This is a genomic window from Streptomyces sp. NBC_00872 (assembly GCF_045161915.1).
Classification (GTDB): domain Bacteria; phylum Actinomycetota; class Actinomycetes; order Streptomycetales; family Streptomycetaceae; genus Streptomyces.
The window spans coordinates 3497727-3523726 of the sequence record NZ_CP108806.1 but is presented as its reverse complement, the minus strand read 5'-3'; the positions used below and the strand labels follow the sequence as shown (position 1 = coordinate 3523726).

Annotated in this window: 27 protein-coding genes; 9 read left to right on the top strand and 18 right to left on the bottom strand. The window is 71.3% G+C overall.

From position 1 onward, the window contains the following. The first annotated feature begins 3 nt into the window (after positions 1–3). Positions 4–1044, top strand: coding sequence for a LysR family transcriptional regulator (locus tag OG214_RS14945; protein WP_405985015.1), 1041 nt, complete (start codon positions 4–6; stop codon positions 1042–1044). A gap of 87 nt (positions 1045–1131) precedes the next feature. Here the strand turns inward: OG214_RS14945 and OG214_RS14940 are convergent, their stop codons facing one another. Next, positions 1132–1812, bottom strand: a complete 681-nt coding sequence (locus OG214_RS14940) for an alpha/beta hydrolase (RefSeq protein WP_363085142.1) — start codon at positions 1810–1812, stop codon at positions 1132–1134. A 252-nt stretch (positions 1813–2064) separates the two neighbouring features. Here OG214_RS14940 and OG214_RS14935 point away from each other — a divergent pair, with 252 nt between their 5' ends. Next, positions 2065–3180: an adenosine deaminase gene (locus OG214_RS14935; RefSeq protein ID WP_363085143.1), complete on the top strand. Its 1116-nt coding sequence runs from the start codon at positions 2065–2067 to the stop codon at positions 3178–3180. Between the two features lie 218 nt (positions 3181–3398). Then, positions 3399–3776, top strand: coding sequence for an ATP-binding protein (locus tag OG214_RS14930; protein WP_363085144.1), 378 nt, complete (start codon positions 3399–3401; stop codon positions 3774–3776). Between the two features lie 146 nt (positions 3777–3922). Here the strand turns inward: OG214_RS14930 and OG214_RS14925 are convergent, their stop codons facing one another. From OG214_RS14925 to afsQ1, 5 genes are all read right to left on the bottom strand, one after another. After that, positions 3923–4123: a PspC domain-containing protein gene (locus OG214_RS14925; RefSeq protein WP_363081335.1), complete on the bottom strand. Its 201-nt coding sequence runs from the start codon at positions 4121–4123 to the stop codon at positions 3923–3925. A gap of 90 nt (positions 4124–4213) precedes the next feature. Further along, the gene (locus OG214_RS14920; RefSeq protein WP_405985014.1) at positions 4214–4789 is read right to left on the bottom strand and encodes a VanZ family protein; all 576 of its coding nucleotides are present in this window, start codon (positions 4787–4789) and stop codon (positions 4214–4216) included. Positions 4790–4880: 91 nt separating this feature from the next. Then, positions 4881–5801: a hypothetical protein gene (locus tag OG214_RS14915; protein WP_405985013.1), complete on the bottom strand. Its 921-nt coding sequence runs from the start codon at positions 5799–5801 to the stop codon at positions 4881–4883. Beyond that, positions 5798–7495 carry an ATP-binding protein gene (locus tag OG214_RS14910; protein ID WP_405985012.1) on the bottom strand — a complete coding sequence of 566 codons (1698 nt, stop codon included), beginning with the start codon at positions 7493–7495 and terminating at the stop codon, positions 5798–5800. The genes OG214_RS14915 and OG214_RS14910 overlap by 4 nt, the downstream gene beginning before the upstream one ends. Then, positions 7492–8169 (bottom strand): two-component system response regulator AfsQ1, encoded by a 678-nt coding sequence (afsQ1, locus tag OG214_RS14905; RefSeq protein WP_079124961.1) that lies wholly within the window; start codon positions 8167–8169, stop codon positions 7492–7494. Before afsQ1 ends, OG214_RS14910 begins: the two co-directional genes overlap by 4 nt. A 192-nt stretch (positions 8170–8361) precedes the next feature. Between afsQ1 and OG214_RS14900 the strand changes: the two genes are divergently transcribed. Further along, positions 8362–9117, top strand: a complete 756-nt coding sequence (locus OG214_RS14900; protein WP_363081331.1) for a SigE family RNA polymerase sigma factor — start codon at positions 8362–8364, stop codon at positions 9115–9117. 268 nt (positions 9118–9385) lie between these two features. Here the strand turns inward: OG214_RS14900 and OG214_RS14895 are convergent, their stop codons facing one another. Continuing rightward, on the bottom strand, positions 9386–10084 hold the full coding sequence (locus OG214_RS14895; RefSeq protein WP_405985011.1) for a uridine kinase: 699 nt from the start codon (positions 10082–10084) through the stop codon (positions 9386–9388). Positions 10085–10293: 209 nt separating this feature from the next. Between OG214_RS14895 and OG214_RS14890 the strand changes: the two genes are divergently transcribed. Continuing rightward, positions 10294–10707, top strand: a complete 414-nt coding sequence (locus OG214_RS14890; RefSeq protein WP_405985010.1) for a hypothetical protein — start codon at positions 10294–10296, stop codon at positions 10705–10707. A 3-nt stretch (positions 10708–10710) separates the two neighbouring features. Here the strand turns inward: OG214_RS14890 and OG214_RS14885 are convergent, their stop codons facing one another. The 5 genes from OG214_RS14885 to deoC all read right to left on the bottom strand — a co-directional run bounded on the left by OG214_RS14885 (position 10711) and on the right by deoC (position 14624). Next, a complete protein-coding gene (locus OG214_RS14885; RefSeq protein WP_363081328.1) occupies positions 10711–10962 on the bottom strand; it encodes a type II toxin-antitoxin system RelE/ParE family toxin in 252 nt (83 codons plus the stop codon). After that, positions 10963–11214, bottom strand: a complete 252-nt coding sequence (locus OG214_RS14880) for a type II toxin-antitoxin system Phd/YefM family antitoxin (protein ID WP_363081327.1) — start codon at positions 11212–11214, stop codon at positions 10963–10965. It lies immediately after the preceding gene. A 103-nt stretch (positions 11215–11317) separates the two neighbouring features. Then, positions 11318–12214, bottom strand: coding sequence for an aldehyde dehydrogenase family protein (locus OG214_RS14875; RefSeq protein ID WP_405985009.1), 897 nt, complete (start codon positions 12212–12214; stop codon positions 11318–11320). Next, entirely contained in the window at positions 12214–13671 is a 1458-nt protein-coding gene (locus OG214_RS14870; protein ID WP_363081325.1) for an aldehyde dehydrogenase family protein, read from the bottom strand. The genes OG214_RS14875 and OG214_RS14870 overlap by 1 nt, the downstream gene beginning before the upstream one ends. A 5-nt stretch (positions 13672–13676) precedes the next feature. Beyond that, on the bottom strand, positions 13677–14624 hold the full coding sequence (deoC, locus tag OG214_RS14865; RefSeq protein WP_363081338.1) for a deoxyribose-phosphate aldolase: 948 nt from the start codon (positions 14622–14624) through the stop codon (positions 13677–13679). 110 nt (positions 14625–14734) lie between these two features. On the opposite strand from deoC, the gene OG214_RS14860 reads away from it, so the two are divergent. Next, a complete protein-coding gene (locus OG214_RS14860) occupies positions 14735–15349 on the top strand; it encodes a PH domain-containing protein (RefSeq protein ID WP_405985008.1) in 615 nt (204 codons plus the stop codon). 287 nt (positions 15350–15636) lie between these two features. Here OG214_RS14860 and OG214_RS14855 read toward each other — a convergent pair whose 3' ends face one another. The 3 genes from OG214_RS14855 to OG214_RS14845 all read right to left on the bottom strand — a co-directional run bounded on the left by OG214_RS14855 (position 15637) and on the right by OG214_RS14845 (position 18927). After that, a complete protein-coding gene (locus OG214_RS14855) occupies positions 15637–17292 on the bottom strand; it encodes a phospho-sugar mutase (protein ID WP_405987509.1) in 1656 nt (551 codons plus the stop codon). A gap of 182 nt (positions 17293–17474) precedes the next feature. After that, positions 17475–18305 (bottom strand): purine-nucleoside phosphorylase, encoded by an 831-nt coding sequence (locus tag OG214_RS14850; RefSeq protein WP_363081323.1) that lies wholly within the window; start codon positions 18303–18305, stop codon positions 17475–17477. Between the two features lie 184 nt (positions 18306–18489). After that, positions 18490–18927 carry a gamma-glutamylcyclotransferase gene (locus tag OG214_RS14845; protein ID WP_066944551.1) on the bottom strand — a complete coding sequence of 146 codons (438 nt, stop codon included), beginning with the start codon at positions 18925–18927 and terminating at the stop codon, positions 18490–18492. Between the two features lie 318 nt (positions 18928–19245). On the opposite strand from OG214_RS14845, the gene OG214_RS14840 reads away from it, so the two are divergent. After that, complete coding sequence (locus OG214_RS14840; RefSeq protein ID WP_363081322.1) at positions 19246–20685, top strand: NAD(P)H-quinone dehydrogenase; 1440 nt, start codon at positions 19246–19248, stop codon at positions 20683–20685. A 335-nt stretch (positions 20686–21020) separates the two neighbouring features. After that, the gene (locus OG214_RS14835) at positions 21021–22019 is read left to right on the top strand and encodes a DeoR/GlpR family DNA-binding transcription regulator (protein WP_405987508.1); all 999 of its coding nucleotides are present in this window, start codon (positions 21021–21023) and stop codon (positions 22017–22019) included. Between the two features lie 104 nt (positions 22020–22123). Here the strand turns inward: OG214_RS14835 and OG214_RS14830 are convergent, their stop codons facing one another. Both OG214_RS14830 and OG214_RS14825 read right to left on the bottom strand, forming a co-directional pair. Next, entirely contained in the window at positions 22124–22711 is a 588-nt protein-coding gene (locus tag OG214_RS14830; RefSeq protein ID WP_405985007.1) for a TetR/AcrR family transcriptional regulator, read from the bottom strand. Between the two features lie 93 nt (positions 22712–22804). Then, positions 22805–24559: a biotin carboxylase N-terminal domain-containing protein gene (locus OG214_RS14825; RefSeq protein WP_363081319.1), complete on the bottom strand. Its 1755-nt coding sequence runs from the start codon at positions 24557–24559 to the stop codon at positions 22805–22807. Positions 24560–24891: 332 nt separating this feature from the next. Between OG214_RS14825 and OG214_RS14820 the strand changes: the two genes are divergently transcribed. Continuing rightward, complete coding sequence (locus OG214_RS14820) at positions 24892–25347, top strand: hypothetical protein (protein ID WP_363081318.1); 456 nt, start codon at positions 24892–24894, stop codon at positions 25345–25347. 27 nt (positions 25348–25374) lie between these two features. On the opposite strand, the gene OG214_RS14815 is transcribed toward OG214_RS14820, so the two are convergent. Beyond that, positions 25375–25989 carry a Maf family protein gene (locus OG214_RS14815; RefSeq protein ID WP_405985006.1) on the bottom strand — a complete coding sequence of 205 codons (615 nt, stop codon included), beginning with the start codon at positions 25987–25989 and terminating at the stop codon, positions 25375–25377. Positions 25990–26000: the final 11 nt, after the last annotated feature.

Genomic DNA, 26000 nt, shown 5'->3' with positions numbered 1-26000 from the left:
CCCATGACGCATGAGCACAGGTCACAGAGGCACGTGTCATCGAACAGTTACGAAGAAGACATGGCGGCGACAGCCGGGGTCGGCGGTGCCGGTGGTGCTGCCGGTGGCGGTGGTGCCAGCGGTGCCGCCGAGCTGGATCCCGAGTCCTGGTCGGCGGTCCTCGCGCCGCGCCTCGCGTACTTCGCGGGGGTGGCCCGTCATGAGCATGTGACCCGCGCGGCGCAGGACATGGGTGTACCGCAGTCCACCCTCTCGCGGGCGATGGTCCGGCTCGAACAGGACCTGGACATCGCGCTGTTCGCCCGTAAGGGCCGTACGGTCTCGCTCACCCCGGCGGGCCGGACCTTCCTCGCCTCGGTCGAACGGGCCCTCGCGGAGGTCGAGCGCGCGGCCGAGTCCGTACGGGCCGACGCCGACCCGGCGTCCGGCAAGGTGGCCTTCGGCTTTCTGCACACGATGGGGTCCGAGACCGTACCGGGCCTGATCAGGGCCTTCCGCGCCGACCATCCGCGGGTCCGGTTCCAGCTCGTCCAGAACTACGGCGAGGCGATGCTGGAGCGTATGCGCGCGGGCGAGCTGGACCTCTGTCTGACCTCGCCGGTGCCCGACGCCCCGGATCTGGTCGCCCGCCGGGTCGACGAACAGCGGCTGCGGCTGGTCGTCCCCGACGACCACCGGCTCGCCGGCCGCCGGCGGATCCGGCTCGCGGAGGCGGCGGACGAGACGTTCGTCACCCTGGAGCCGGGATACGGGCTGCGCCGGATCACCGACGACCTCTGCGCCGAGGCGGGCTTCCGGCCGCGCGTGGCCTTCGAGGGCGAGGAGGCGGAGACCCTGCGCGGGCTGGTCGCGGCGGGTCTGGGGGTGGCCCTGCTGCCCCCGCCCGCCGTGCCCCGCCCCGGAGTGGTCGAACTGACGGTCACGGCACCGCGCGCGGTACGCGAGATCGGCCTCGCCTGGCTCGGCGGCCACCCGGACACCCCGCCGGTGGCGGCCTTCAAACGCTTCCTGCTCTCCCGCAGAGGCCAACTGCTCGCGAACTGAACCGGCGCGGTGCGCCGTAAGGACCGTCGGCCCCGACCGTCCGCCGCCAGCCGCCCCTTGACCCCGACCGCCCGCCGCCGTCCGCCCCTACGGACGCAGTAACCTGCCGAACCCCGCCGCCAGCGGCATACGCAGACCCAGCGGCGGCGGGGCCGCCAGGGCGTCCGCGACCGGGCGGGAGTAGGAGCGGGAGAGCAGGGCGCCCAGGACGAAGTCCGTGGCCAGCGCCAGGACTTCGCCGTGGTGCTGGCGCAGCGCGTGGCCGTCGGAGTGCACCTCGAAGCGGCAGATGTCGCGGTTGATCTTCTTGGCCCGTTCGGCCAGCCGGTAGGAGAGTTCCGGGTCGCTGCGCTCGTCATTGGTGCCGTGCATGATCAGCACCTGTCTGCCCGCGAGCTGCCCCACCGGCTCCGGCTCCACCGCCCTGTCCTGCTCGGGCAGCCAAGGGGCCATCGCCAGCACGGAGTTGACCGCGGAGTGCCCCGCCGCCTGGAGCGCGGCCCGGCCGCCCATCCCGTGTCCGGCCAGACACACCGGTACGTCGCCGTACCGCCGTACGACCTCCTCCGCCGCCCACTCGGCGTCCGCCGCGAGCTGCGCGTCCGTGCCGTTCCAGCCCCGCCTGCGGTAGTGCACCACATGCACGGCCAGCCCCTCGGCCGCCCCGGGTCTGGCCAACGCCCGTGCCAGCGGCAGCACCCGGGCGTACGCGACGGGGGAGGGACGGCGGTCGGAGACCTGCTCGCCGGTGGGAAGCACCAGGATCACGCCCCCCGTGCCCACCCCCGTGGGAAGTGCGGTGAACGGCCGCCCCAACCGTGCCCGCGGCTCCGCGCGACGCGCGCGTGCCGAACCGCCCCGGCCTGCCGTACGTCCCCCCGGCCCGGGAACTGCGTTCTGTCCCATAGCAGAACAGTCTCAGAAGGACGGGTGTACTCCACCCGTCCGCCTGATCACTGTTACATATCGACGGCCATATCCACGGCGGCATTCTACGCGCGTAGGCGTTAGAGTGCGGAGATGACGAGCCAGACCTACCGTCCGCCCACCGCCGACCAGATCCGCCGCGCCCCCAAGGCACTCCTCCACGATCATCTCGACGGCGGACTGCGCCCGGGGACGATCATCGACCTCGCCCGTGAGGCCGGCTACGAGAACCTTCCCGAACGCGAGTCCGACAAACTCGGAGTCTGGTTCCGTGAGGCGGCCGACTCCGGTTCGCTGGAGCGCTATCTGGAGACCTTCGCGCACACCTGCGCCGTCATGCAGACCCAGGACGCGCTCTTCCGGGTCGCCGCCGAGTGTGCCGAGGACCTCGCCGAGGACGGCGTCGTCTACGCGGAGGTCCGGTACGCGCCCGAGCAGCACCTGGAGAACGGGCTCACCCTCGAAGAGGTCGTCGAGGCCGTCGACGCGGGCTTCCGCGAGGGCGAGCGGCGCGCCCAGGCGAACGGGCACCGCATTCGGGTCGGCGCCCTGCTCACCGCGATGCGCCACGCGGCCCGCGCCCTGGAGATCGCCGAACTCGCCAACCGCCACCGGGACTCGGGAGTCGTCGGCTTCGACATCGCGGGCGCGGAGGCCGGCTATCCCCCCACCCGCCATCTCGACGCCTTCGAGTATCTGAAGCGCGAGAACAACCACTTCACCATCCACGCGGGCGAGGCCTTCGGGCTGCCCTCGATCTGGCAGGCGCTCCAGTGGTGCGGCGCCGACAGGCTCGGCCACGGTGTGCGGATCATCGACGACATCGAGGTCGCCGAGGACGGCTCGGTGACGCTGGGCCGGCTCGCCGCGTACGTACGGGACAAGCGCGTCCCGCTGGAGCTGTGCCCCAGCTCCAACCTCCAGACCGGCGCGGCGGCGTCGTACGGCGAGCACCCCATCGGGCTGCTGCGCAGACTGCACTTCCGGGCCACGGTCAACACCGACAACAGATTGATGAGCGGTACGAGCCTGAGCCGGGAATTCGAGCTGCTGGTCGACACGTTCGACTACACGCTCGACGACATGCAGTGGTTCACGGTCAATGCGATGAAATCAGCATTCATTCCTTTCGATGAACGACTCGCGATGATCAATGACGTGATCAAGCCCGGATACGCGGAGCTGAAATCCGAGTGGCTGTTCAAGTAGAAGGCCCTGACCAGCGCATATATGTCTGAGGTGGAGGGGATGGCATTCTGGGGAGCGGTCGGGAACACATGATTCCGGCCGCTTCCCGGTGTTTGCGGGAGATGTACGGGACTGGCTACCTTGCGGAGCCGCGCGCATATCCGCTCCCGTTTTCCTCCCGAAGTTCCGAAGCTCCTCCCGAAGTTTCGAAGCCCCCCTCCCCAAGGACGAAATCCCAGATGAAGCAGTCCGCCGTCAAGACTCTCGGAGTCGCCGCCCTCGGTGCCGCCTTCGCCGCCGCCGCCGTGGGCACCGCAGCCGCCGCGCCCGTGCCCGTGGGTACCGGTGCCCTCGTCGGCGCCGGCGCGGTCTCCGCGCTGGACACCGTCGGAAACACCGCCGAGCAACTGCCTCTGGAGGAGGTCGCGGAGCAGCTTCCCGCGCCCACCTCCGATGTCGTACAGGGCAGCCGGATCGCGCTCGGCACTCTGCGGACGGTCACGCCGTACGTCTTCGGCGCCGCGCAGACCGCCAACCCGCTCAAGGGACTGCTCGGCGGACTGCCCGTGAACGCCCCGGGCGGACTGCCGGTCAACGGGATTCCGATCGGCGGCTGAACCGCCCGGCCCGGCGGTCCGGGACCACGTCGGTGGGGCGCACACCCGCATCCGGGTGTGCGCCCCACTGTGTGCCGTACGGACACGGGTCCCTGCCGTCCGCGTTGTCCTCACGCGTACGGAACCCGTGCGCGCGGACCGGACCGCTACCAGGCGGTCGTGGCGGTCCTCTCGTTCGGCAGGAGTGCCCACAGCGCCACGTAGAGCAGGAACTGGGGCCCCGGCAGCAGGCACGAGACAAGGAAGATCGCACGAACCGTGTACGCGGAGATGCCGAAGCGCCGTGCCAGCGCCGCGCACACTCCGCCGATCATCCGTCCGTCACGGGGGCGGATCAATGCGGCCATGGTGGGCTCCTTCGAGACCTTGGGGGAGCCTCTTCTCGTGTGCTCCCGTTGTCTCCATGGTGCGGGCGGAGCCGGGGCCCGAGCGTCGCTCTACGGAGCGATGCCGACCCTGGGAATCGTCGGGGTCGCTCCCTGAGGGGCCTCGTCCCGATGGGGGGTTTCCGCGCCGTCGCCCAGGCGGGGTGCGCGACGCGGCGTACGGGACCGGCGCCCGCGCCGCAGCCGTGCCCGCCCGGCGGGCACCAGCAGCAGATGGGCCAGCGCCACACCCGCCGTGTTGAGCAGGAGCGAGTCGACGTCGACCACGCGGCCGGGGACCCCGGTCTGCAGCAGCTCGATGCCCAGGGAGATCAGCGCGCCCGCCGTGACCGTACGGGCCATGGAGGCCCAGCCGGACACGGCGATCCTGCCCCCCGCCATGGGCAGCAGCACCCCGAGCGGGGCCAGCAGGAGCAGTCCTTCGGCGATCCGGCGGGCGCCCATGAGGAGGCCGAGCGCCAGATCCGCCTTGATGCCCGCGAACGGTGTCAGATTGGCCGCGTGCACCCACGGAACGTCCAGTGGGCGGAGCGTCAGCCACCCCACCAGCGCGAGATGCAGAAGGAGGAGTACGAGCCCCGCCGTACGGAAGCGGATGACGGCGATGCCGCCCGGACCTTGACGCACGTACCCAAGGACGCGCGGGCCGGCGGAATCGGTTCCGCCACCGGTGCGGGAACGCCGCCATGAGACGGGCATCACCCCGGCACGGCGGTTGTCACGGCGCCGACGCGGAACGGGACGCCGAAACGGAACCGGACGCGGAAGCGGAACCGGAAGCCGACGCGGAACCGGAAGCCGACGTGGAAGCCGAGGGACGCGGCGCGAGCGTGGGGACCGCCGTGTCCGGGTTGCTCTTCGTCTTCTGGTCGCACCCGTAGCCGCGCGGGGGATAGTCGCCGGGGCCGCCCAGGATCACCGTGCCGGCCGTGAACTCGCTCTCCGCGAAGGTGCAGACGATCTGGGCGAGCGCGGTCGCGGGCAGGTCCTCGGGCTGGCGGCTGAGCCGCAGTGTGCCGGCGGGGTCGCCCTCGCGGGGCGGGGAGAGGATCAGCGGACCCCGTACGTAGGTGGTGAAGCCCGCTTCCCGCTCGCTCGTGGACGGCTGTGCCTGGAGCTCGTCGAGCAGGCTCTGCGCGATCGACACGCGGCCGTCGACCGACTTCCCCTGCGGGATCGGCGCCGCGCGCTCCACCGACGCGAGGCCGGACGCGCAGGCCAGATAGATCCGCACGGGAACGCCGGGCCGCGACTGTGTGATCACGCTCTCTCCCGCGACCTGGCACGGCATCCGCGAGGGCGCGGGCCCCGCGTCCACCGGCACCGAGGTGGTCCTGATCCCGCATCCCGCGGCGAGGGCGGCGAGCAGGACGACCAGGGCGCCCGCGAGCCGCGCGCCCCGGGATCCCGGCCGGCGGGCCCGGCCCGCGCGGGCCGTACCGTCACCGGTCCGGTTGTCGCCGGTCCGGTCGTCGTCGGCCGTTCCGCCGCCGGTCACGCGGTCCGGCCCGAGCCACGACCCGCGCCGGGCCCCGCCGGTCACCGGGCCGAGCCGGGCCCCGAGCCGGGCCCCGAGCCGGGTGCCGGCCGTCCTCCCGCCGTTCCGTCCGCTTCGCGTCGGCCGCTTCGTCCGCGTCACCGCGCGTCGCCTTCCTCTCCCGGTTCCGCTTCCCCGTCCCGCGCCGCCGCGTCGTCCGGCTCCGCGCCGTTCCTGGGCAGGCGCAGTACGAACATCGCGCCGCCGTCCGGCACATTGGCCGCGGTGATGTCACCGCCGTGGATATGGGCGTTCTCCATCGCGATCGACAGCCCCAGACCGCTGCCCTCCGAACGCGGCCGTGACGCGCTCGCCTTGTAGAAACGGTCGAAGACATGCGGCAGGACGTCCTCGGGGATACCGGGCCCGTGGTCCCGTACCTCGATCACGAGGGAGCCGCCCTCCGTGCGCACCGCCACCCGCACCGGCGAACCCCCGTGCTTGAGCGCGTTGCCGATCAGATTCGCCATGATCACATCGAGCCGCCGCGGATCGAGCCGCGCCATGGTGCCGCGCTCCGCGTCCAGCTCCACCGCGTCCAGCCAGGCCCGCGCGTCGATACAGGCCGTGACCTGGTCGGCGACATCGACATCGTCCAGGACGAGCCGGGCCGTACCCGCGTCGAAGCGGGTGACCTCCATCAGATTCTCCACCAGCACATTGAGCCGCCGGGTCTCGCTCACCACCAGGGTCACCGCGGGCGCGATCATCGGGTCGAGACTGTCCGCCTCGTCCTCCAGCACCTCCGTCACGGCGGTCAGCGCGGTCAGCGGCGTACGCAGCTCATGGGACATGTCGGCGACGAAGCGGCGGCTGGACTCCTCCCGCGCGCTCATGTCCGCGACCTTCTTCTGCAACGACTCGGCGGCCTTGTTGAACGTACGCGAGAGATCCGCCAGCTCATCCGTCCCCGACACCCGCAGCCGGGTCCCGAACTTGCCCTCACCGAGCTGCCGGGCCGCCTCGCCCAGCCGCTGCACGGGCTTGAGCACGGTCGTGGCCGCGGCCTGCGCCAGCAGCGCCGACCCGACGAGCGCGAGGGCCGTCGCGATCCCCAGTGACCAGGCGAGCGAGTTGAGATCCGCGCGCTCCTGGTCCAGGGACTTCAGGAGATAGCCGGTCGGACCGCCCCCGATGATCCGCGTACCGCCCACCAGATAGGGCGTACCGCCCAGTTCGGTGCGCAGCCAGAAGACGTGGTACGGGTAGTCGTTCCCGGAGGTGACCTTCTGCCGGCCGTTCACGGCCTGCTGGAGCGACTTCGGTACGTCGTCCAGGGTGAAGGTGTCCCGGTCCGAGGCGCCGACGACGGGCTTCCCCTCGGCGCGCTCACCTATCAGCAGCACGCTGTAACCGGCGTTGCCGTCCGCCATCTGCTCCGCGGTGTTCTGGAGCTCGCTCTGGCTCGGCCACAGGGGCAGCTCCGCCGCTCGGTTCTGCATCTTCTGCTGGAAGTCGTTGAGCGCCGAGTCCTGGGTGCGGGTCAGCACGGCCTCGCGGTTGAGCCAGTACGCGATCCCCGACGCGGAGACCGCCGCCGTCAGGGCCACCGCCCCGAAGACGACCACGAGCCGCAGCCGCAGACTGGTCCAGCGGAGCCCCGCGAGGATCGCCTTCTTCGTGGCGCTGCCCTTCTCCGCCGCGCTGCGCCGCGTACCGCCGACGCCCCCGCCCGTGCCGACGCCGGAGCCCGAGCCGGTACCCGTGCCATCGCCGGCACCCGCGCCGTTCTCCAGCGGGCCGTGCGGGCCGTGCGGGCCGCGGTCCGGCCCGTCCATCGCGTGTGCCTCACTCACGAAGGCGCGTCCAGCCGGTATCCCACTCCGCGCACCGTACGGATCAGGGTCGGCGAGGACGGTACGTCCTCCACCTTCGCGCGCAGACGCTGCACACACGCGTCCACCAGACGCGAGTCGCCCAGATAGTCGTGCTCCCACACCAGCCGCAGCAGCTGCTGCCGCGAGAGCGCCTGGCCGGGGCGGCGGCTCAGCTCCAGCAGCAGCCTCAGCTCGGTCGGGGTGAGCTGGAGGTCCTCGCCGTTCTTGGTGACCGTCATCGCGGACCGGTCGATCACCAGACCGCCGAAGGTCGCCGAATCCGTGGACTCCCGCTCGCCGCGCCGCAGCACCGCGCGGATCCGCGCGTCCAGCACCCGGCCCTGCACCGGCTTGACCACATAGTCGTCGGCCCCGGACTCCAGGCCGACCACCACATCGATGTCGTCGCTGCGCGCGGTCAGCAGAATGATCGGCAGCTGGTCGGTGCGCCTGATGCGCCGGCACACCTCGAAGCCGTCGATCCCGGGCAGCATCACATCCAGCACGATCAGATCCGGCCGCTGCTCGCGCAGCAGTTTCAGGCCGTCCTCTCCCGTCGCCGCGGTGGCCACTCGGTGGCCCTGGCGCGACAGCGAGAGTTCGAGGGCCGTGCGGATGGCGTCGTCGTCCTCGATCAGCAACAGGAAAGGCACGGAGGTCATTCTGTCCCATGGGGGGACCACAGTTCGACAGTTGGAGCGCTCCCATCCTTTCCGCCCGGTTCGCGCAAGGTACGCCGCCGCCTGTGACAGGCCTGTGACAGTCGGCGGACAGCGCCATGAAACTGCCCCGGCAAGCTCTTGGTCACAGGGAAAGAAGCAACTCCAAACGACGGGGGGCGCGGGATGAACGCAGTGCACGGCACGGCCTCGAACGCGGTGGTCACGCGTCTTCACGACGTCACAAGGAGCAGTGAGAAGTCCGGCGCCGTGAACGGGCGGGGGTGCGTTCGCGGCGCCGGGCGTCAGCACAAGCCGTCGTACATGACGGTGGTTGACGCGGACCTGGCGGGCAACGGGGGAGCCGCCACGTACGGGGAGGCCTCGGGGGAGCGGCAGAACCCGGCGCGGACGGGGGACGCCGAAGCGGCGTTCACCGCCTACGTCCAGGAGCGCCGCGCCTCCCTGTACGCCACCGCCTACCACCTCACCGGCGACCGGTTCGAGGCCGAGGACCTGCTCCAGAGCGCCCTCTTCTCGACGTACCGGGCGTGGGACAGGATCAGCGACAAGGCCGCGGTCGGGGGCTATCTGCGGCGCACCATGACCAATCTGCACATCAGCGCCTGGCGCAGGCGCAAGCTCAACGAGTATCCGACGGAGGAGCTGCCGGAGACGGCGGGCGACACCGACGCGATGCGCGGCACGGAACTGCGCGCGGTGCTCTGGCAGGCGCTCGCACGCCTGCCGGAACTCCAGCGCACGATGCTGGTACTGCGCTACTACGAGGGCCGCACCGATCCGGAGATCGCGGACATCCTCGACATCAGTGTCGGCACGGTGAAGTCGAGCATCTGGCGGTCGCTCCGCCGGCTGCGCGAGGACGAGGTCCTCAGCTTCGGCCGTGACGAGGAGGAGTCCTTCGGCGAACTGGTCGCCTGAGGGCCGCAGGGGGAAACACGGGGGAGCACGGGGGAAAGTGGGGGGCCCGCGGTCTCGGGGGAGACGGCGGGAGTACGGGGAAAGCACGGGGGTGCACGGAGAACTCGGGGGTCGTGGGGGCCTACGGGGGATCACAGGGAAAAGAAGCGGGACCGTACAGGACCGGGGGGTCTTGTGCGGTCCTGTTTTTGCGCGGCCGAACGGCCGGCCGCTCCCGCGGAGGCGGCCGACCGCTCCCGCGCGGCAGGCCGCTCCCCGTGGGGGTCGCTCAATGACCGCTCGCGGTGGGGCTGGACGCGGATGAGGAACAGGGCGCGGCATTCCGTACCGCCGCTCCCGCTGCCCCCGCTTGTGCCGCCGCCGTTTCCGTCCCGGCGGCGGCGATACGGCCCAGTGCCTCCGCCTTGCCGCACGGATACGCGCCCAGCGCCGTCTGCCGGGCGACGATCGCGCGCTCCGCGCGCATCAGCCGCCAGCCGCGCCGCAGCAGGAACCCGACCGACTTCCGCCCCTCGCGCAGATCGCGCAGCAGCCGTCGCCGGAAGGTCGTCGAGGGCCGGCCGCGCAGACAGAGCGCGTCGGCCAGCACTCCCGACTCCCGGCAGCGCGTGACGATGTCCGCGGCGAAGATGCCCTCCGCGAGGAACACGGGCGTGTGCGCGAGGTCGAGCACCTCCGTGTCCACCCGGGCGCTGGTGGCGATGGAGTAGACGGGAACGGCCGTACGGCCCGTACGGCACAGCTCCTCGATCGCCGCGACGGCGGCGTCCGCGTCCCAGGACAGGGCGGAGTCCCAGTCGATGTCCGAACTGTCCGGGACCAGCGGCAGCGTCGGGTCGTCGCCCTCCTTGTAGAAGTCGTCGAGGCGCAGCACGGGCAGACCCGTACGCGCGGCGAGGGAGGACTTTCCGGAGCCTGAGGGGCCCGCGAGCAGGACGACCCGGGCGGGATGGGAAGGAGGACTCACGGGACACCAGTGTGCGGCATGGACCCGGGTACGTGACCCCCCGGGTGTACGGAACCACGACGGATCATGGCCAGCCGATGACGGACCGGGGCGGACCGGTGCGGACCGATCTGGGGCCGACCGGCCCTGAGGACGAGTCAGACCGCAACTCCGCCCGGCCGGGTGTCGTTACAAAACAGGAAATTCCCCTCGGCCAGGCAGGAAAACTCATGGCACGTCATGCGGCTCCCACCTCTCCGCGCCGCGCTCTGCTGCGCGCGGGTCTGACCGTCACCGCGGCGGGCGCGGCCCTCGGCCTGGGCGGAGTGCCCGCCGCCGTGGCCTCGTCGGACAGCGGCCTTCAGCTCGCCGCGGCGGGCGAGGCGGCGGGCCAGGGCCTCGCGGGCGCGCTCACGCACTCCACCACCGGTGCGCTCGCGCCTGTCACCAAACTCAAGCTCAACCCGCTTTCCGGCACCGGCGTGGACCCGCTGGACAACGCGGTGGGCACCCAGGTCGCCGACTTCAAGCCGCTGTCCACGTCGGCGCTGACGGACCCGCTCGCCAAGGGCGGCGGCGCGCTCCAGGATCTCCCCCTGGCGGGCCCGGCACTGAAACTACTGCTCCCGGACCCGCCGGCCTGACGGTCAGACAGTGCGGCCGAGATGGGTGACGAGGATCCGGATGACGTCGTCATCGATCAGGTAGAGGACGCGGTAGTCACCGATGTGCAGGCGCCGCACATCATCCGATCCATACGGGATCGAGTCGGCGGGGCGGGGTTCTGCCGCGAGCGTGTCCACGGCTTCGTATACGGCCGAGAGTCCGGCCGGGTCGTCCTTGAGGTGGCGCAGAGCCGCGTTCGTGGCGCGGGGCTCCCAGATGATCTCGTAGGTCACTTACCGCAGCCCCAGCATGCGGCCGACCTCGTCGTGCGGGATGCCGGGCTCAAGTGTGCCGCGCTCCTGCCTGAGCCGGTACTCGGCCAGCGCCAGCGAGTCCTCCAGATCCGCCAGATCCTGCGGGTTGATCAGTATGGCCGCCACATGTCCGTGGTCTGTGATGGCGATGCGTTCGCGCGAGTGGGCTGTCCGACGCACGAGCGTGCCGAAGTTGGCGCGGGCATCGGTCATGGCGTAGGTGTCAGTCATGTCTGGAAGAGTACGGTTCTGCCAAGCGGTGGGCATGGAAAGGGCCCCGCTTTCGCCCGAATGAGGGAAAGCGGGGCCTGGACCGTGCGAGGTCTCCCGGGCGTCAGTAGGACGAGCCCGAGGCGCCCAGGCTGCCGGTGGGGTGCCAGACCGTCTTGGTCTCCAGGAAGGCCGTCAGACGGTGGGTGCCCGGGTCGGACCACCAGTCGGTGGTGTGCGGGCGCAGTACCCGCTTGAGGTTGTCCGCCGCCGCGATCTCCAATTCCTTCGCCAGGGCCGCGTCCGCGCCGGTCAGGTCGATCCCGTTGACGTCCTGGTGCGCGGCGAGCGGGGCCGCGATCTCGGCGGTCCGTCCCGACAGGACGTTGACCACTCCGCCGGGCAGGTCCGAGGTGGCCAGCACCTCGCCCAGGGAGAGCGCGGGCAGCGGGGAGCGCTCGCTCGCGACGACGATCGCCGTGTTGCCCGTGGCGATCACCGGGGCGAGCACCGAGACCAGGCCCAGGAAGGACGAGTCCTGGGGCGCCAGGACGGTGACGACACCGCTCGGCTCGGGCGTGGAGAGATTGAAGAACGGACCCGCCACCGGGTTCGCGCCGCCCACGACCTGGGCGATCTTGTCGGTCCAGCCCGCGTACCAGACCCAGCGGTCGATCGCCGCGTCCACCGCCGCCGTGGCCTTCGGCTTCGACAGGCCCTCCGCGTCGGCGGCCTCCCGGACGAACTGGCCCCTGCGGCCCTCCAGCATCTCGGCGATCCGGTAGAGGATCTGGCCGCGGTTGTACGCGGTCGCGCCCGACCAGCCGCCGAACGCCTTGCGGGCCGCGACGACCGCGTCCCGGGCGTCCTTGCGGGAGGACAGCGGGGCGTTCGCCAGCCAGGTGCCCTTGGAGTCGGTCACTTCGTACACCCGGCCGCTCTCGCTGCGGGGGAACTTGCCCCCGACGTACAGCTTGTAGGTCTTGAAGACACTCAGTCGCGTCGGGTCAGCGGTGCTCATCAGTGCTCGCCCTCCGGGCTCGACGGGGCGAGATACGCCTCCAGACCGTGACGGCCGCCTTCACGGCCGTAGCCCGACTCCTTGTAGCCGCCGAAGGGCGAGGTGGGGTCGAACTTGTTGAACGTGTTGGCCCAGACGACGCCCGCCCGGAGCCTGTTGGCGACCGCCAGGATGCGGGAGCCCTTCTCCGTCCAGATACCCGCCGACAGGCCGTACTGGGTGTTGTTGGCCTTCGCCACGGCCTCCTCCGGCGTACGGAACGTCAGCACCGACAGCACCGGGCCGAAGATCTCGTCACGGGCGATGGTGTGCGCCTGGGTGACGTTCGTGAAGAGCGTCGGCGCGAACCAGTAACCGGACGACGGCAGTTCGCAGGCCGGGGACCAGCGCTCCGCGCCCTCCGCCTCGCCCGTCTCCGCCAGCGCCGTGATACGGGCGAGCTGCTCGGCGGAGTTGATCGCGCCGAGATCGGTGTTCTTGTCCAGCGGGTCACCGACGCGCAGCGTCGAGAGCCGGCGCTTGAGCGACTCCAGCACCTCGTCGTGGACCGACTCCTGGACGAGCAGCCGGGAGCCCGCGCAGCAGACCTGGCCCTGGTTGAAGAAGATCCCGGTGACGATGCCCTCGACGGCCTGGTCGACGGGGGCGTCGTCGAAGACGATATTGGCGCCCTTGCCGCCCAGTTCGAGGGTGACCCTCTTGTCCGTACCGGCGATCTCGCGCGCGATGGCCTTGCCCACGGCGGTGGAACCGGTGAAGGCGATCTTGTCGATGCCCGGGTGCGAGACGAGCGCCGCGCCCGTACTCCCGTCACCGGTCACGATATTGACGACGCCCCGGGGGAGCCCCGCCTGACGGCAGATGTCCGCGAAGAAGAGGGCCGAGAGCGGGGTCGTCTCCGCGGGCTTCAGCACCACGGTGTTGCCGGTGGCGAGCGCCGGGGCGATCTTCCAGGCGAGCATGAGCAGCGGGAAGTTCCACGGGATGATCTGGCCCGCGACACCCAGCGGCCTCGGATCCGCCCCGTACCCGGCGTGGCCGAGTTTGTCCGCCCAGCCCGCGTAGTAGAAGAAGTGGGCCGCGACCAGCGGGAGATCGGTGTCCCGGGTCTCCCTGATCGGCTTGCCGTTGTCGAGGGTCTCCAGGACCGCCAGTTCGCGTGAGCGCTCCTGGACGATCCGGGCGATACGGAAGAGATACTTGGCGCGTTCGGCGCCGGGGAGCGCCGACCACTTCCCGAAGGCCTTGCGGGCGGCCCCGACGGCCCGGTCGATGTCCTCGGAGCCGCCCTGGGCGACCTCGGAGAGCACCTCCTCGGTCGACGGGGAGACGGTCTTGAAGACCTTCCCGCCCGCCGCCTCGGTGAACTCGCCGTCGATGAACAGCCCGTACGACGGGGCGATGTCGACGATTCCACGGGACTCGGGCGCCGGCGCGTACTCGAACACAGAAGCCATGGTGATCAGTCCACCGTCACATAGTCGGGGCCGGAGTAGCGGCCGGTGCTGAGCTTCTGACGCTGCATCAGCAGATCGTTCAGCAGACTGGAGGCGCCGAAGCGGAACCAGTGGCTGTCCAGCCAGTCCGCGCCCACGGTCTCATTGACCAGCACCAGGAACTTCACCGCGTCCTTGCTGGTGCGGATACCGCCCGCGGGCTTCACCCCGATCTGTACCCCGGTCCGCTCGCGGAAGTCCCGTACGGCCTCCAGCATCAGCAGCGTGTTGGCGGGGGTGGCGTTGACCCCGACCTTGCCGGTCGACGTCTTGATGAAGTCCGCGCCCGCGATCATGCCGAGCCAGGAGGCGCGGCGGATGTTGTCGTACGTGGACAGCTCGCCGGTCTCGAAGATGACCTTGAGCCGGGCGGCTCCGGCCGCCTCCTTCACCGCGCGGATCTCCTCGTACACCTTGAGGTAGTGACCCGCGAGGAACGCGCCGCGATCGATGACCATGTCGATCTCGTCGGCGCCCGCGGCCACGGCGTCGCGGGTGTCCGCGAGCTTCACCGCGAGCGAGGCCCGGCCGGCCGGGAAGGCGGTCGCGACGGACGCGACCTTCACCCCGGACCCGGCGAGCGCGGCGACCGCCGTCTCCGCCATGTCCGGATAGACACAGACGGCCGCGGTGGCGGGCGTCGTACGGTCGGTCGGATCGGGCCGCAGGGCCTTGGCGGCGAGCGCCCGGACCTTGCCGGGGGTGTCCGCGCCTTCGAGCGTCGTCAGATCGATCATGGAGATGGCGAGATCGATGGCGTACGCCTTGGCCGTGGTCTTGATCGAGCGCGTCCCGAGCGAACCGGCGCGCGCCTCCAGGCCGACGGCGTCGACACCCGGCAGCCCGTGCAGGAAGTGGCGCAGCGCGCTGTCGGACGCGGTCACGTCGGCGAATACGGGAGTGATGGTGGGCATGGTCACCAGAGGAGCATATCTACGCGCGTAGCGACCTGTACAGAGGTGAGTCCGAGCTGTGACCGGAGGTCCGTCGAGGCTTTACGGACGCGTACGGCAGAATCGGGCATATGACGAGTCCAGCGCCCCAGACCTCCCAGCCGACCTACCGCGACCGTGTCTTCCGGTCGGGCGGCGGGATCCTCGGCGGTCTCCTGCTGCTGGCGATCGCGGGCTGGCTCGGCGTCGACGCGCTCGTCCGGGGCACGGGCCGCACCCCCTGGCTGGCGCTGGCCGGTCTCCTCTTCTCCGTACCGCTCGTCGTCGCGTTCAGTCTGCGCCCGGCGGTCTTCGCGGGGGAGGACCGGCTGCGGATCAGAAACCCGTTCCGGACGATCACGCTGCCCTGGGCGACGGTGACGGAGATTCGCGCCGCGTACTCGTGCGAGGTGCTCACCGAGAGCGCCGGGAAGTTCCAGCTCTGGGCGGTCCCGGTCTCCCTGCGCCAGCGCAAGCGCGCCCACCGCTACCAGGACCGGCTGGCCCGCGGCGGCGCCTCCGAGGCCCCCGACCCGGCCCGGCTGGCGCTCGTGGACCGCGCGGTCGCGGAGATGCGCGAACTGTCCGAACGGGCCACGACCCGCCCCACGGCGCAGGGCGAGCCGGTGGTGCGCTGGGCGTACGAGGTGATCGCCCCGGCCCTGGCGGGCCTGGTACTCCTGATCGTCCTCCTGACCACGACCTGACCACGCGCGTCCCAGTCCTCAATCGCCGGACGGGCTTGGTGTGGGCCCGGACCGGCCCGCAGCCGGGCGTCCGGCGGGAGGGGGTCGGGGTCGTAGGAGGTGCGTGTTCGGACACTAAAGCGTGATTTGTGCCGCATACGAGACCCGCACCCAGCAGCCGGTCCGCACGCGGCGTAAATCATGCCGTCCGGACATGTACCTCCGGAGGCCCCGGCACCCGCACCACCCACGCACCGCCCCCGCGCCGCAGGCGCGAACCGCCCCCGCCGGGAGGCGACCCGCACCGCCTAAATACCCGCCGCCGCCGACAGATCCCGCCTCAGCGCCGCCAGCACCCCCGCCCCCATCACCCGCGCCCCCGCCAGCCCCGGCGCGTCCGCCACCGGGATCACGACCTCCAGGTAGCACTTGAGCTTCGGTTCCGTACCGCTGGGCCGCACGATGACACGCGCCCGGTACGTCCCCTCCAGGTGGTAGCGCAGGCCGTCCGTCGGCGGCAGCGTGGCCGAGCCCTCCGCCAGGTCCTCCACGGAGACGACATCCAGCCCGGCCAGCACCACCGGCGGCTTCTCCCGCAGCCGGCGCATCGCGTCCGCGATCAGCGACAGGTCCTTGACGCGCACCGAGAGCTGGCCCGTGGCGTGCAGACCGTGGGTGACGGCCAGATCGTCCAGGAGATCGCTGAGCGTACGGTCCTGGGCCTTCAGCTCTGAGGCCAGTTCGGCGACGAGCAGCGCGGCGGTGATGCCGTCCTTGTCCTTCACCCCGTCGGGGTCGACGCAGTAGCCGAGCGCCTCCTCGTACCCGTACCGCAGGCCCTCGACGCGTGCGATCCACTTGAAGCCGGTCAGTGTCTCCTCGTACCCCAGCTCCGCCGCCCCGGCGATCCGCCCCAGCAGCGAGGACGAGACGATCGACTCGGCGAACGTGCCCGTCGCCCCCTTGTGGACGAGATGCGCGGCGAGCAGCGCGCCGGTCTCGTCGCCGCTGAGCATCCGCCAGCCCGCGCCGCCCTCCGCCGTGTCGTCGGGCACGGCCACCGCGCAGCGGTCCGCGTCCGGGTCGTTGGCGATGATCAGATCGGGCTGGGCGCGCCGGGCCGTGGCGAAGGCCAGATCCATCGCGCCCGGCTCCTCCGGGTTGGGGAACGCGACGGTCGGGAACGCGGGGTCGGGCTCCGCCTGCTCCGCCACCAGGACGGGCTCGGGGAAACCGGCGCGCGCGAAGGCCGCGAGGAGGGTCTCCGTGCCGACACCGTGCAGCGCCGTGTGGACGATTCGCGCGGTCCGCGGTGTGCCGGGGGTCAGGACCGCGTCCGTACGTTCCAGATACGCGCCCAGGACCTCGTCCCCGAGGATCTCCCAGCCCTCGCCCGGACGCCGTACGGAGCCCAGCGGGCCGACCGCGTCGATCTCGGCGGCGATCTCGCCGTCCGACGGCGGCACGATCTGGGAGCCGCCGCCCAGATAGACCTTGTAGCCGTTGTCCTGGGGCGGGTTGTGGCTCGCGGTGACCATCACCCCGGCCACGGCGCCGAGATGCCGTACGGCGAAGGCGAGCACCGGGGTGGGCAGCGGCCGGGGCAGTACGGCGGCGCGCAGTCCCGCGCCGGTCATCACGGCCGCGGTGTCCAGGGCGAAGTCGGCCGACTTGTGGCGGGCGTCGTACCCGATGACGACCAGTCCCCCGTCGGCGCCGCGGTTCATCAGATACGCGGCGAGCCCTGCCGCGGCGCGGATGACCACGGCGCGGTTCATCCGCATGGGCCCCGCGCCCAGTTCCCCGCGCAGTCCGGCCGTGCCGAACTGCAACGTCCCGGCGAACCGTTCGGTGAGTGAGTCCAGATCCCCGGCCTCGATGACCGCGGCGAGTTCCGCGCGGGTCCCGGGGTCCGGGTCCTCGGCCAGCCAGGCCCTGGCCCGGCTGATGACGTCCTGCTCCATGGGGTCCTGCTGCTGCACGGTGGGGGACCTCCTCGCGCCTAAGCCGGCGCCGCTCTCGCGGAGTGGTTGGTCTCCGCTTCGGTTGCTCGATGCGCTTCGGTTGCTCGGTTGCCCGATACGTGGTTGACGCGGTACCGGTACCGGGACCTGGTCGATCGTCCCGGCCAGATGTCATTCCCGGCTCAGACGCGCTCAAGCACCTGGGCCAGCAGGGCACCCATCTGCGTCGCCGAGTCGCGGCCCGCCTGGAGGACCTCCTCGTGGTTGAGGGGTTCGCCCGACAGACCCGCGGCCAGATTGGTGACCAGCGAGATCCCCAGCACCTCGGCGCCCGCCTCGCGGGCCGCGATGGCCTCCAGGACGGTGGACATACCGACGAGATCGCCGCCCATCACCCGGACCATATTGATCTCGGCCGGGGTCTCGTAGTGCGGCCCGGGGAACTGTACGTACACCCCCTCCTCCAGAGCCGGATCGATCTCCTTGCACAGCGCGCGCAGCCGCGGCGAGTACAGGTCCGTCAGATCCACGAAGTTCGGGCCGACGATCGGGGAGACGGCCGTCAGATTGATGTGGTCGCTGATCAGCACGGGCTGGCCGGGGCGCATGCCCTCGCGCAGTCCGCCGCAGCCGTTGGTCAGGACGACGGTCTTGCAGCCGGCGGCGACGGCGGTACGGACCCCGTGGGCCACGGCGGCGACGCCCCGGCCCTCGTAGTAGTGCGTACGGCCGAGGAAGACCAGCGCGCGCTTCTCGGCGATCTTGTACGAGCGGATCCTGCCGCCGTGACCCGCGACGACGGGCGGGGGGAACCCCGGCAGATCGGTCACGGGGAACTCCGCCTCGGGCGCGCCGAGCGCTTCGACGGCCGGGCCCCAGCCGGAGCCCATCACAAGGACGACGTCATGGGTCTCGGCGCCGGTCAGTTCGCGCAGGCGCGCGGCGGCGGCGCCGGCGGCGGCCAGAGGATCGGCGGGTCCGTCGGCGTTGGCCTGGATAACAGATGCGTTCACGCGGATGAGGGTAGCCGGTCATTCCCTACGCGCGTAGATGATGGGCACACGGTCTTGACATCGTTGTACTGCCGTTTCGGACAGACGGCATCGCCGCGGGAGTGCGAATGGGTGATCGGACGCCCGGTATGCGCCCTATGTCCATCGATTTCAGGCCGGGTGCGTGTCACCTCGGCGCCATGGCTCAGCAGGGACGCTTGCGCAGTTCCATCACATAGTCGTGGGGCGCGCCCGCCGATTCCGCCGCGTCCGCCAGCTCGCCCAGATAGCGGGCGGAGGGGAGGCCGCCCTCGTACCCGTTGAGCACATACATCCAGGCCGGCTCCTCGCCGTCCAGGGTGTGCACCCGGATCCGCATCCGGCGGTATATGTCGAGCCCCACGCCCTCCCAGCGGTCCATGGAGTCCTCGTCCATCGGGGCGATGTCGTACAGCGCGACGAAGACCTGGGAGCGCGGCGCCTCCACGACCGTGACCAGCGCGCCCTCCCAGCCCATCTGCTCGCCGCCGAAGGTGAGCCGCCAGCCGTTGAGCCAGCCGGTGCCGCGCAACGGGGAGTGCGGGGCGCGGCGGGTCATCAGCCGCGCGTCGAGGTTGCCGGCGTACGCGGCGTAGAGCGACATGAGGTTGAGGGTACGGGAGGTACGGGCGTGGCCGCCGATCCACCGGTCCGGCCCGACGGCCGGGTTCACCGGACGGGGCGGACGGGTTTCCTGGCGGGGCCGGGGGTTTCGCGGCGGCGGGGGCCGGGGTTTCCCGGGCGGCGGGCCGCGTGGCTTTTCCGGCGGCGGGCACCATGGGTTCCCGGATGGAGGCCCCGGGGCGAAGCCGCTTGAAGCGTGCGGGACAATGGAGTACGTACTGCATCCCCCGGGGGCTCCCCCGGAACCCCGGCCGGGGTGGCAGACGGGCCGGGTCGACAACGCGAGGCGGACTTTTTCGTGACCCGGATCGTGATCATCGGCGGCGGACCCGGCGGCTACGAGGCTGCCCTGGTGGGCGCCCAGCTCGGGGCCGAGGTGACCGTCGTCGACTGCGACGGCCTCGGCGGGGCGTCGGTGCTCACCGACTGCGTACCGTCGAAGACGCTCATCGCGACGGCCGAGGTGATGACCACCTTCGACTCCTCGTACGAGGAGCTGGGCATCATCGTCGCCGACGACACGCCCCCCGCGGAGCAGTCGGCCCGTGTCGTCGGGGTCGATCTGGGCAAGGTCAACCGGCGTGTGAAGCGGCTCGCGCTCGCGCAGTCCCATGACATCACCGCGTCCGTCACCCGGGCCGGCGCGCGCGTCATGCGCGGCCGGGGCCGGCTCGACGGGCGGCAGGCCATGGACGGTTCGCGGCAGGTGATCGTGACCGCGGCCGACGGCAGCGAGGAGTCGCTCACCGCCGACGCCGTGCTGATCGCCACCGGAGCCCACCCCCGGGAGATCGAGGACGCGCGGCCGGACGGCGAGCGCATCCTCAACTGGACCCAGGTCTACGACCTCGACGAGCTGCCCGAGGAACTGATCGTGGTCGGCTCGGGTGTGACCGGAGCCGAGTTCGCCGGTGCCTACCAGGCGCTGGGCTCGCGGGTCACACTGGTCTCCTCCCGCGACCGGGTGCTGCCCGGCGAGGACCCGGACGCCGCCGCCGTGCTGGAGGACGTCTTCCGGCGCCGCGGGATGAACGTGATGTCCCGCTCCCGGGCCGAGGCCGCCAAGCGCGTGGGCGACCGGGTCGAGGTCACCCTCTCCGACGGGCGGATCATCACCGGGTCGCACTGTCTGATGGCGGTCGGCGCGATACCGAACACCGCGGGCATGGGTCTTGAGGAAGCGGGCGTGGTCCTCAAGGAGTCGGGCCACATCAAGACCGACCGGGTCTCCCGTACCTCAGCGCCCGGTGTCTACGCGGCCGGCGATGTCACCGGGATCTTCGCGCTCGCCTCCGTCGCGGCCATGCAGGGCCGGATCGCGATGTACCACTTCCTCGGCGACGCGGTGGCTCCGCTCAACCTCAAGACCGTCTCGTCGAACGTCTTCACCGACCCGGAGATCGCCACCGTCGGTTACAGCCAGGCGGACGTCGACAGCGGCAGGATCGACGCGCGCGTCGTCAAGCTGCCGCTGCTGCGGAACGCGCGCGCGAAGATGCAGGGCGTCCGGGACGGCTTCGTCAAGATCTTCGCCCGTCCCGGCACGGGCATCGTGGTCGGCGGCGTGGTCGTCGCGCCGCGTGCGAGCGAGCTGATCCACCCCATCTCGCTCGCGGTGGACAACAGCCTGACCGTCGAACAGATCGCCAACGCCTTCACCGTGTATCCGTCCCTGTCGGGCTCGATCGCCGAAGTGGCACGGCAGTTGCACACCCGGAAGACGGCGGAGGAGAACTGACACGGACGGGGTTCCCGCCGCCCGGGGACCGGCCGGGGGCTCCGTCCCGGTTCTCCGCGGGAGTCGTACCCGGGTCCCGCCGCGGTTCCTCCGGGGGTTCCGCCGGGGGCGCTTCGCGGTTGTGACGCGGTCCTGATGTGATCGCGGCGCCGGGTTCCGGTGGGGTTCTGACGGGGTTTGGGCGGCTTGGACGACGGTCGTGTCCCCGTATACCACTTCGTGCGCTCGTCTGTGTACAACTTCTGTTATTCGGCGCAAACTGCTGAAAGCAGACGGTCGTTGGGGTTACTGTCAGTTTCGTGTTCGCTGCAGAACGTCGTCAATTGATCCTCGAAATGGTGCGAGCCAACGGAGCCGTGTCGCTCCGTGAGCTCGCCCGCGTCGTCCAGACCTCCGAAGTGACCGTACGGCGGGACGTGCGGGCGCTTGAGGCAGAAGGACTCCTCGACCGCCGGCACGGCGGTGCGGTATTGCCGGGCGGATTCACGCGAGAATCCGGCTTTCCGCAAAAGTCCCATCTCGCGACGGCGGAGAAGACGGCCATCGCCGATCTCGCCGCGAGCTTCGTCGAAGAGGGCGAAGCCGTGGTCGTCGGCGCCGGTACGACCACGCAGGAGCTGGCCCGCCGGCTCGCGCGGATCCCCGGGCTGACCGTCGTCACCAACTCACTGCTGGTCGCCCAGGCGCTGGCCCATGCCAACCGGGTCGAGGTCGTCATGACCGGCGGCACGCTGCGCGGGTCGAACTACGCGCTGGTCGGCAGCGGGGCCGAGCAGTCCCTCCAGGGGCTCCGGGTCACCCGTGCGTTCCTCTCGGGGAGCGGGCTGACGGCGGAGCGCGGTCTCTCCACCTCCAACATGCTCTCGGCGAGCGTCGACCGGGCGCTGGTGCAGGCGGCGGCGGAGGTGGTGGTGCTGGCCGACCACACCAAGCTCGGTACGGACACGATGTTCCAGACGGTGCCGACGGATCTGATCAGCCGGCTCGTGACCGACGAGCCGCCCGCGCACGACGACCGTGCCGGTACGGAGCTTCAGGCCCTGGCGGACCAGGGCGTGCAGATCGCGGTGGCGGGTGCCGGTGGCGCCGGCGGCGGTGCGGGTGTCCAGGGCGGGGTCGGCGGGTCGGCGGGCGCGGGTGGCCCGGTGGGCGCGGGCGGCTCGGGCGGGGACGGGGTTCCGACGGGGCGTCAGGCCCGCAGGGACGTGCCGCTTCCGGGGCAGCGGCGTACGCACACGGGCGGTCCGGGGCCGCAACTGCGCAGCGCGGCGTCGTCGCTGACCACGCAGGAGCCCGGGGAGCGGGCGCGAGTGGCGGATCTGCGGCGGCGGTAGCGGTCCCGGCGGGTCGGTGCGGGGCGCCGGTGCGCGGTGCGGGTCCGGAGGCGCGGGTGCGTGGTGCGCCCCGCCCCGGCCCGTCCGCCGATTGAAGACATGGCCTAGGGCTGCGGCTTCAGGCCCGTCAGGGTCAGGTTCAGCAGACGGGCCGCCAGCTCCGGATCCGCCGGTGACTGCTCCGCCGCCAGCGCGATCGCGTTCGTCAGCTGCATCAGATCGTCGATCGAGACCTCCGGCCTGACACGGCCGGCTCGCTGCGCCCGTACCAGCAGCCGTTCCCCCGCCGCCCGCAGCGGCACGCTGCACTGCGACAGCGCGGAACTCTTGTCGTACGAGACCGACATGAGCGCCCGCGCGAGGCCGCGGTACTCGCCCGCGTGGGTGATGAGGGCGCGTAGCCACTCCACCAGCGCGTTGCAGGGCGGTTCCGCGTCGGCGAGTTCGCGTGAACGTTCGAGCAGGGCCGCGAGGGCCTCCTGAAAGACCGCGTTCAGCAGCGCGTGGCGGTTGGGGAAGTGCCGGTAGAGCGTGCCGATCCCGACGCCCGCGCGGCGCGCGACATCCTCCAGCGAGGCGTCCGTACCGTGCTCCGCGAAGCTGGCGCGCGCTTCGAGGAGCAGCCGGTCGTAGTTGCGGCGCGCGTCCGCGCGCATGGGCCGGGGGCGGCTCTGTGCCGTGCTCGTCGCCATTCGCGGTCCTTCCCTCGCCCGTCCCAGCATGCCAGGCCCGGGGAAACGCCGGGGGGCCACCGATGTATACGGTGGCCCCCCGGTGCGGACGCGTCAGTCCTTGATCTCGCAGATGGTGGCGCCGGAGGTGAGGGAGGCGCCGACTTCGGCGGCGAGGCCCTTGACGGTGCCCGAGCGGTGGGCGTTGAGGGGCTGCTCCATCTTCATCGCCTCCAGGACCACGATCAGGTCGCCTTCCTTGACCTCCTGGCCCTCCTCGACCGCGACCTTCACGATCGTCCCCTGCATCGGCGAGGCGAGGGTGTCGCCCGAGGCGGCCGAGGCGGACTTCTTCGCCGCCCGCCGCTTGGGCTTCGCGCCGGCGGCCAGACCGGTCCGTGCCAGGGTCATACCGAGGCTGGTGGGGAGGGAGACTTCGAGGCGCTTGCCGCCGACCTCGACGACCACGGTCTCGCGGCCGGGCTCCTCGTCGGTGTCGGCGTCGGCGGGGGTGGTGAAGGCGGGGATGTCGTTGACGAACTCGGTCTCCATCCACCGGGTGTGGATGGTGAACGGGTTCGCGGTGAAGGCGGGGTCGGTGACGACCTTGCGGTGGAAGGGCAGCGCGGTGGCCATGCCCTCGACGGTGAACTCGTCCAGTGCGCGGGCGGCGCGCTGAAGGGCCTGTTCGCGGGTGGCGCCGGTGATGACGAGCTTGGCGAGGAGGGAGTCCCAGGCGGGGCCGATGACACTGCCGGTCTCGACACCGGCGTCGAGACGGACTCCGGGGCCGGTGGGGGGCGCGAAGAGGGTGACGGTGCCGGGGGCGGGCAGGAAGCCCCGGCCGGGGTCCTCGCCGTTGATCCGGAACTCGAAGGAGTGCCCCCGCACCGGCGGGTCGTCGTAGCCGAGCGGTTCGCCGTCGGCGATCCGGAACATCTCGCGGACCAGGTCGATACCGGTGACCTCCTCGGTGACCGGGTGCTCCACCTGGAGACGGGTGTTGACCTCCAGGAAGCTGATGGTGCCGTCGGCCGCGACCAGGAACTCCACCGTGCCCGCGCCCACGTATCCGGCCTCCTTGAGGATGGCCTTCGACGCCGCGTACAGCTCCGCGTTCTGGGCGTCGGTCAGGAAGGGGGCGGGGGCCTCCTCGACCAGTTTCTGGTGACGGCGCTGGAGGGAGCAGTCCCGGGTGGAGACGACCACGACATTGCCGTGGACATCGGCCAGGCACTGGGTCTCCACATGGCGGGGCCGGTCGAGGTAGCGCTCGACGAAGCACTCGCCGCGGCCGAACGCGGCCACCGCCTCACGGACCGCGGAGTCGAACAGCTCCGGGATCTCCTCCAGCGTGCGGGCGACCTTGAGACCGCGTCCGCCGCCGCCGAAGGCCGCCTTGATCGCGATCGGCAGACCGTGCTCCCGGGCGAAGGCCACCACCTCGTCCGCGCCGTCCACCGGATCCGGGGTACCCGCGACGAGCGGGGCACCGGCGCGCTGGGCGATATGCCGGGCGGCGACCTTGTCACCGAGGTCACGGATCGCCTGGGGCGGCGGACCGATCCAGGTCAGACCGGCGTCCAGGACCGCCTGCGCGAACTCCGCGTTCTCGGACAGGAAGCCGTAACCCGGATGCACCGCGTCGGCACCCGAATCCTTCGCCGCCTGAAGCACTTTGGCCATGTCCAGATAGCTCGCGGCCGGGGTGTCACCGCCGAGAGCGAACGCCTCGTCCGCCGCGCGGACATGCGGAGCGTCCCGGTCCGGATCCGCGTACACCGCGACGCTCTCGATCCCGGCGTCCCGGCACGCACGGGCAACCCGGACAGCGATCTCGCCACGGTTGGCGATGAGCACCTTGCGCACGATGGCTCCCTCCTTGAAACAAGCTGAGTTTAGGGACTGCCGACACGCCCCATCGAACAGTCCCCATTCGTGAGCTTCCCCACACGGAGCGTGTTTCGAGGCTCGCTCAAGTCGCGAAATCCCTTGTGACACCACGGTACGCCGCGATCCCCCGTCGCACAGTAGCGTCCGGATGTGGTCCAGCTCTCTGTCCGAGTGCACCTCGGCGGATCGCGATTCTTTGTGGAGTCCCTACGAATGGCCGAATGATTCTTTGCCTCCGCTCGGGCCCTTGTCCGGAGGTTTACCCGTTAGTAGCGTGCGCGATGTCGTTCGTACTGGCGGTAACAGCGATGAGGGGGGAAGCCGTGGCGCGGAGACCGGTGGCATGGGTGGCTGCGATCGTGCTGCTGTTGGAGGCGATGGGCGTCGTGTTCGTCAACGGGGTGCTCGCCACGGTGGTGGACAACCAGCAGATGTCCCTGGCGGGGCTCGACCCGGGCGCGATGTCCACGGGCACCTGGGTGACGGGCGGTGTCCTCGGGCTCTTTCTCGTACTCTGCGCGGCGGTTCTGGTCCGTACGGCCGTCAGGGACCGCGCCCCCGGCCGGACCGGCCGGTTCACGCTGGCCGCCTGCGCGGTCGCGCACGCGGTGCTGGGCGCGGTGTCGGTGGGGCTGCTCGGGTGGACGGCCTTCGCGTTCATGATGGCCGTCCTGGGGATGCTCGTACTGGTCCTGGTCGCGTACGGACCCGAGCGCGGGAGTCGTGACGACTCCGCGCCGGCGGAGGGACCTGCTCCCGCCTGAGTCAACCGCCGTGAGGGCGTGGGCGGTTCAGACCCACAGATCGGTGATCCCGGTCCCCAGCTCGGCGAGCAGACCGCGCAGCAGGGGCAGCGACAGACCGATGACATTGCCGTGGTCGCCGTCGATCGAGTCGACGAAGGGCGCGGAGCGGCCGTCCAGGGTGAAGGCGCCCGCCACACGCAGGGGTTCGCCGGACGCGACGTACGCGGCGATCTCGGCGTCGCTCGGGCTGCCGAAGCGGACGGTGGTCGAGGCGGTCGCGGAAGCGCGCCGGCCGGTCGCGGTGTCGATCACGCAGTGACCGGTCCGCAGCACCCCCGCACGGCCGCGCATCGACTTCCAGCGGAAGGTGGCCTCCTCGGCGTCCACGGGCTTGCCGAGCGCCTCGCCGTCGAGGTCCAGTACGGAGTCGCAGCCGATGACCAGGGCGCCGGCCGCCTCCGGGAGCGCGGCCACGGTGGAGGCCTTGGCCTCGGCGAGCACGAGGGCCAGTTCGGCGGGGGTGGGCGCGGACAGCGCGTCCTCGTCGACACCGCTGACGACCACCTCGGGCGCGAGCCCGGCCTGCCGGAGCAGTCCGAGACGGGCGGGGGAGGCGGAGGCGAGGACGAGCCGGCGGCGCTGATCAGTCATACGGGTCATCGTAGGGCGCG

Coding starts and splice junctions, on each gene's coding strand:
- OG214_RS14860 (WP_405985008.1), top strand. CDS start 14,735: ATGACGAGTCCAGCGCCCCAGACCTCCCAGCCGACCTACCGCGACCGT.
- OG214_RS14945 (WP_405985015.1), top strand. CDS start 4: ATGACGCATGAGCACAGGTCACAGAGGCACGTGTCATCGAACAGTTAC.
- deoC (WP_363081338.1), bottom strand. CDS start 14,624: ATGCCCACCATCACTCCCGTATTCGCCGACGTGACCGCGTCCGACAGC.
- OG214_RS14845 (WP_066944551.1), bottom strand. CDS start 18,927: ATGTCGCTCTACGCCGCGTACGCCGGCAACCTCGACGCGCGGCTGATG.
- OG214_RS14930 (WP_363085144.1), top strand. CDS start 3,399: ATGAAGCAGTCCGCCGTCAAGACTCTCGGAGTCGCCGCCCTCGGTGCC.
- OG214_RS14855 (WP_405987509.1), bottom strand. CDS start 17,292: ATGGAGCAGGACGTCATCAGCCGGGCCAGGGCCTGGCTGGCCGAGGAC.
- OG214_RS14835 (WP_405987508.1), top strand. CDS start 21,021: ATGGTGCGAGCCAACGGAGCCGTGTCGCTCCGTGAGCTCGCCCGCGTC.
- OG214_RS14830 (WP_405985007.1), bottom strand. CDS start 22,711: ATGGCGACGAGCACGGCACAGAGCCGCCCCCGGCCCATGCGCGCGGAC.
- OG214_RS14890 (WP_405985010.1), top strand. CDS start 10,294: ATGGCACGTCATGCGGCTCCCACCTCTCCGCGCCGCGCTCTGCTGCGC.
- OG214_RS14880 (WP_363081327.1), bottom strand. CDS start 11,214: ATGACTGACACCTACGCCATGACCGATGCCCGCGCCAACTTCGGCACG.
- OG214_RS14820 (WP_363081318.1), top strand. CDS start 24,892: ATGAGGGGGGAAGCCGTGGCGCGGAGACCGGTGGCATGGGTGGCTGCG.
- OG214_RS14870 (WP_363081325.1), bottom strand. CDS start 13,671: ATGGCTTCTGTGTTCGAGTACGCGCCGGCGCCCGAGTCCCGTGGAATC.
- OG214_RS14935 (WP_363085143.1), top strand. CDS start 2,065: ATGACGAGCCAGACCTACCGTCCGCCCACCGCCGACCAGATCCGCCGC.
- OG214_RS14925 (WP_363081335.1), bottom strand. CDS start 4,123: ATGGCCGCATTGATCCGCCCCCGTGACGGACGGATGATCGGCGGAGTG.
- OG214_RS14815 (WP_405985006.1), bottom strand. CDS start 25,989: ATGACCCGTATGACTGATCAGCGCCGCCGGCTCGTCCTCGCCTCCGCC.
- OG214_RS14900 (WP_363081331.1), top strand. CDS start 8,362: ATGAACGCAGTGCACGGCACGGCCTCGAACGCGGTGGTCACGCGTCTT.
- OG214_RS14875 (WP_405985009.1), bottom strand. CDS start 12,214: ATGAGCACCGCTGACCCGACGCGACTGAGTGTCTTCAAGACCTACAAG.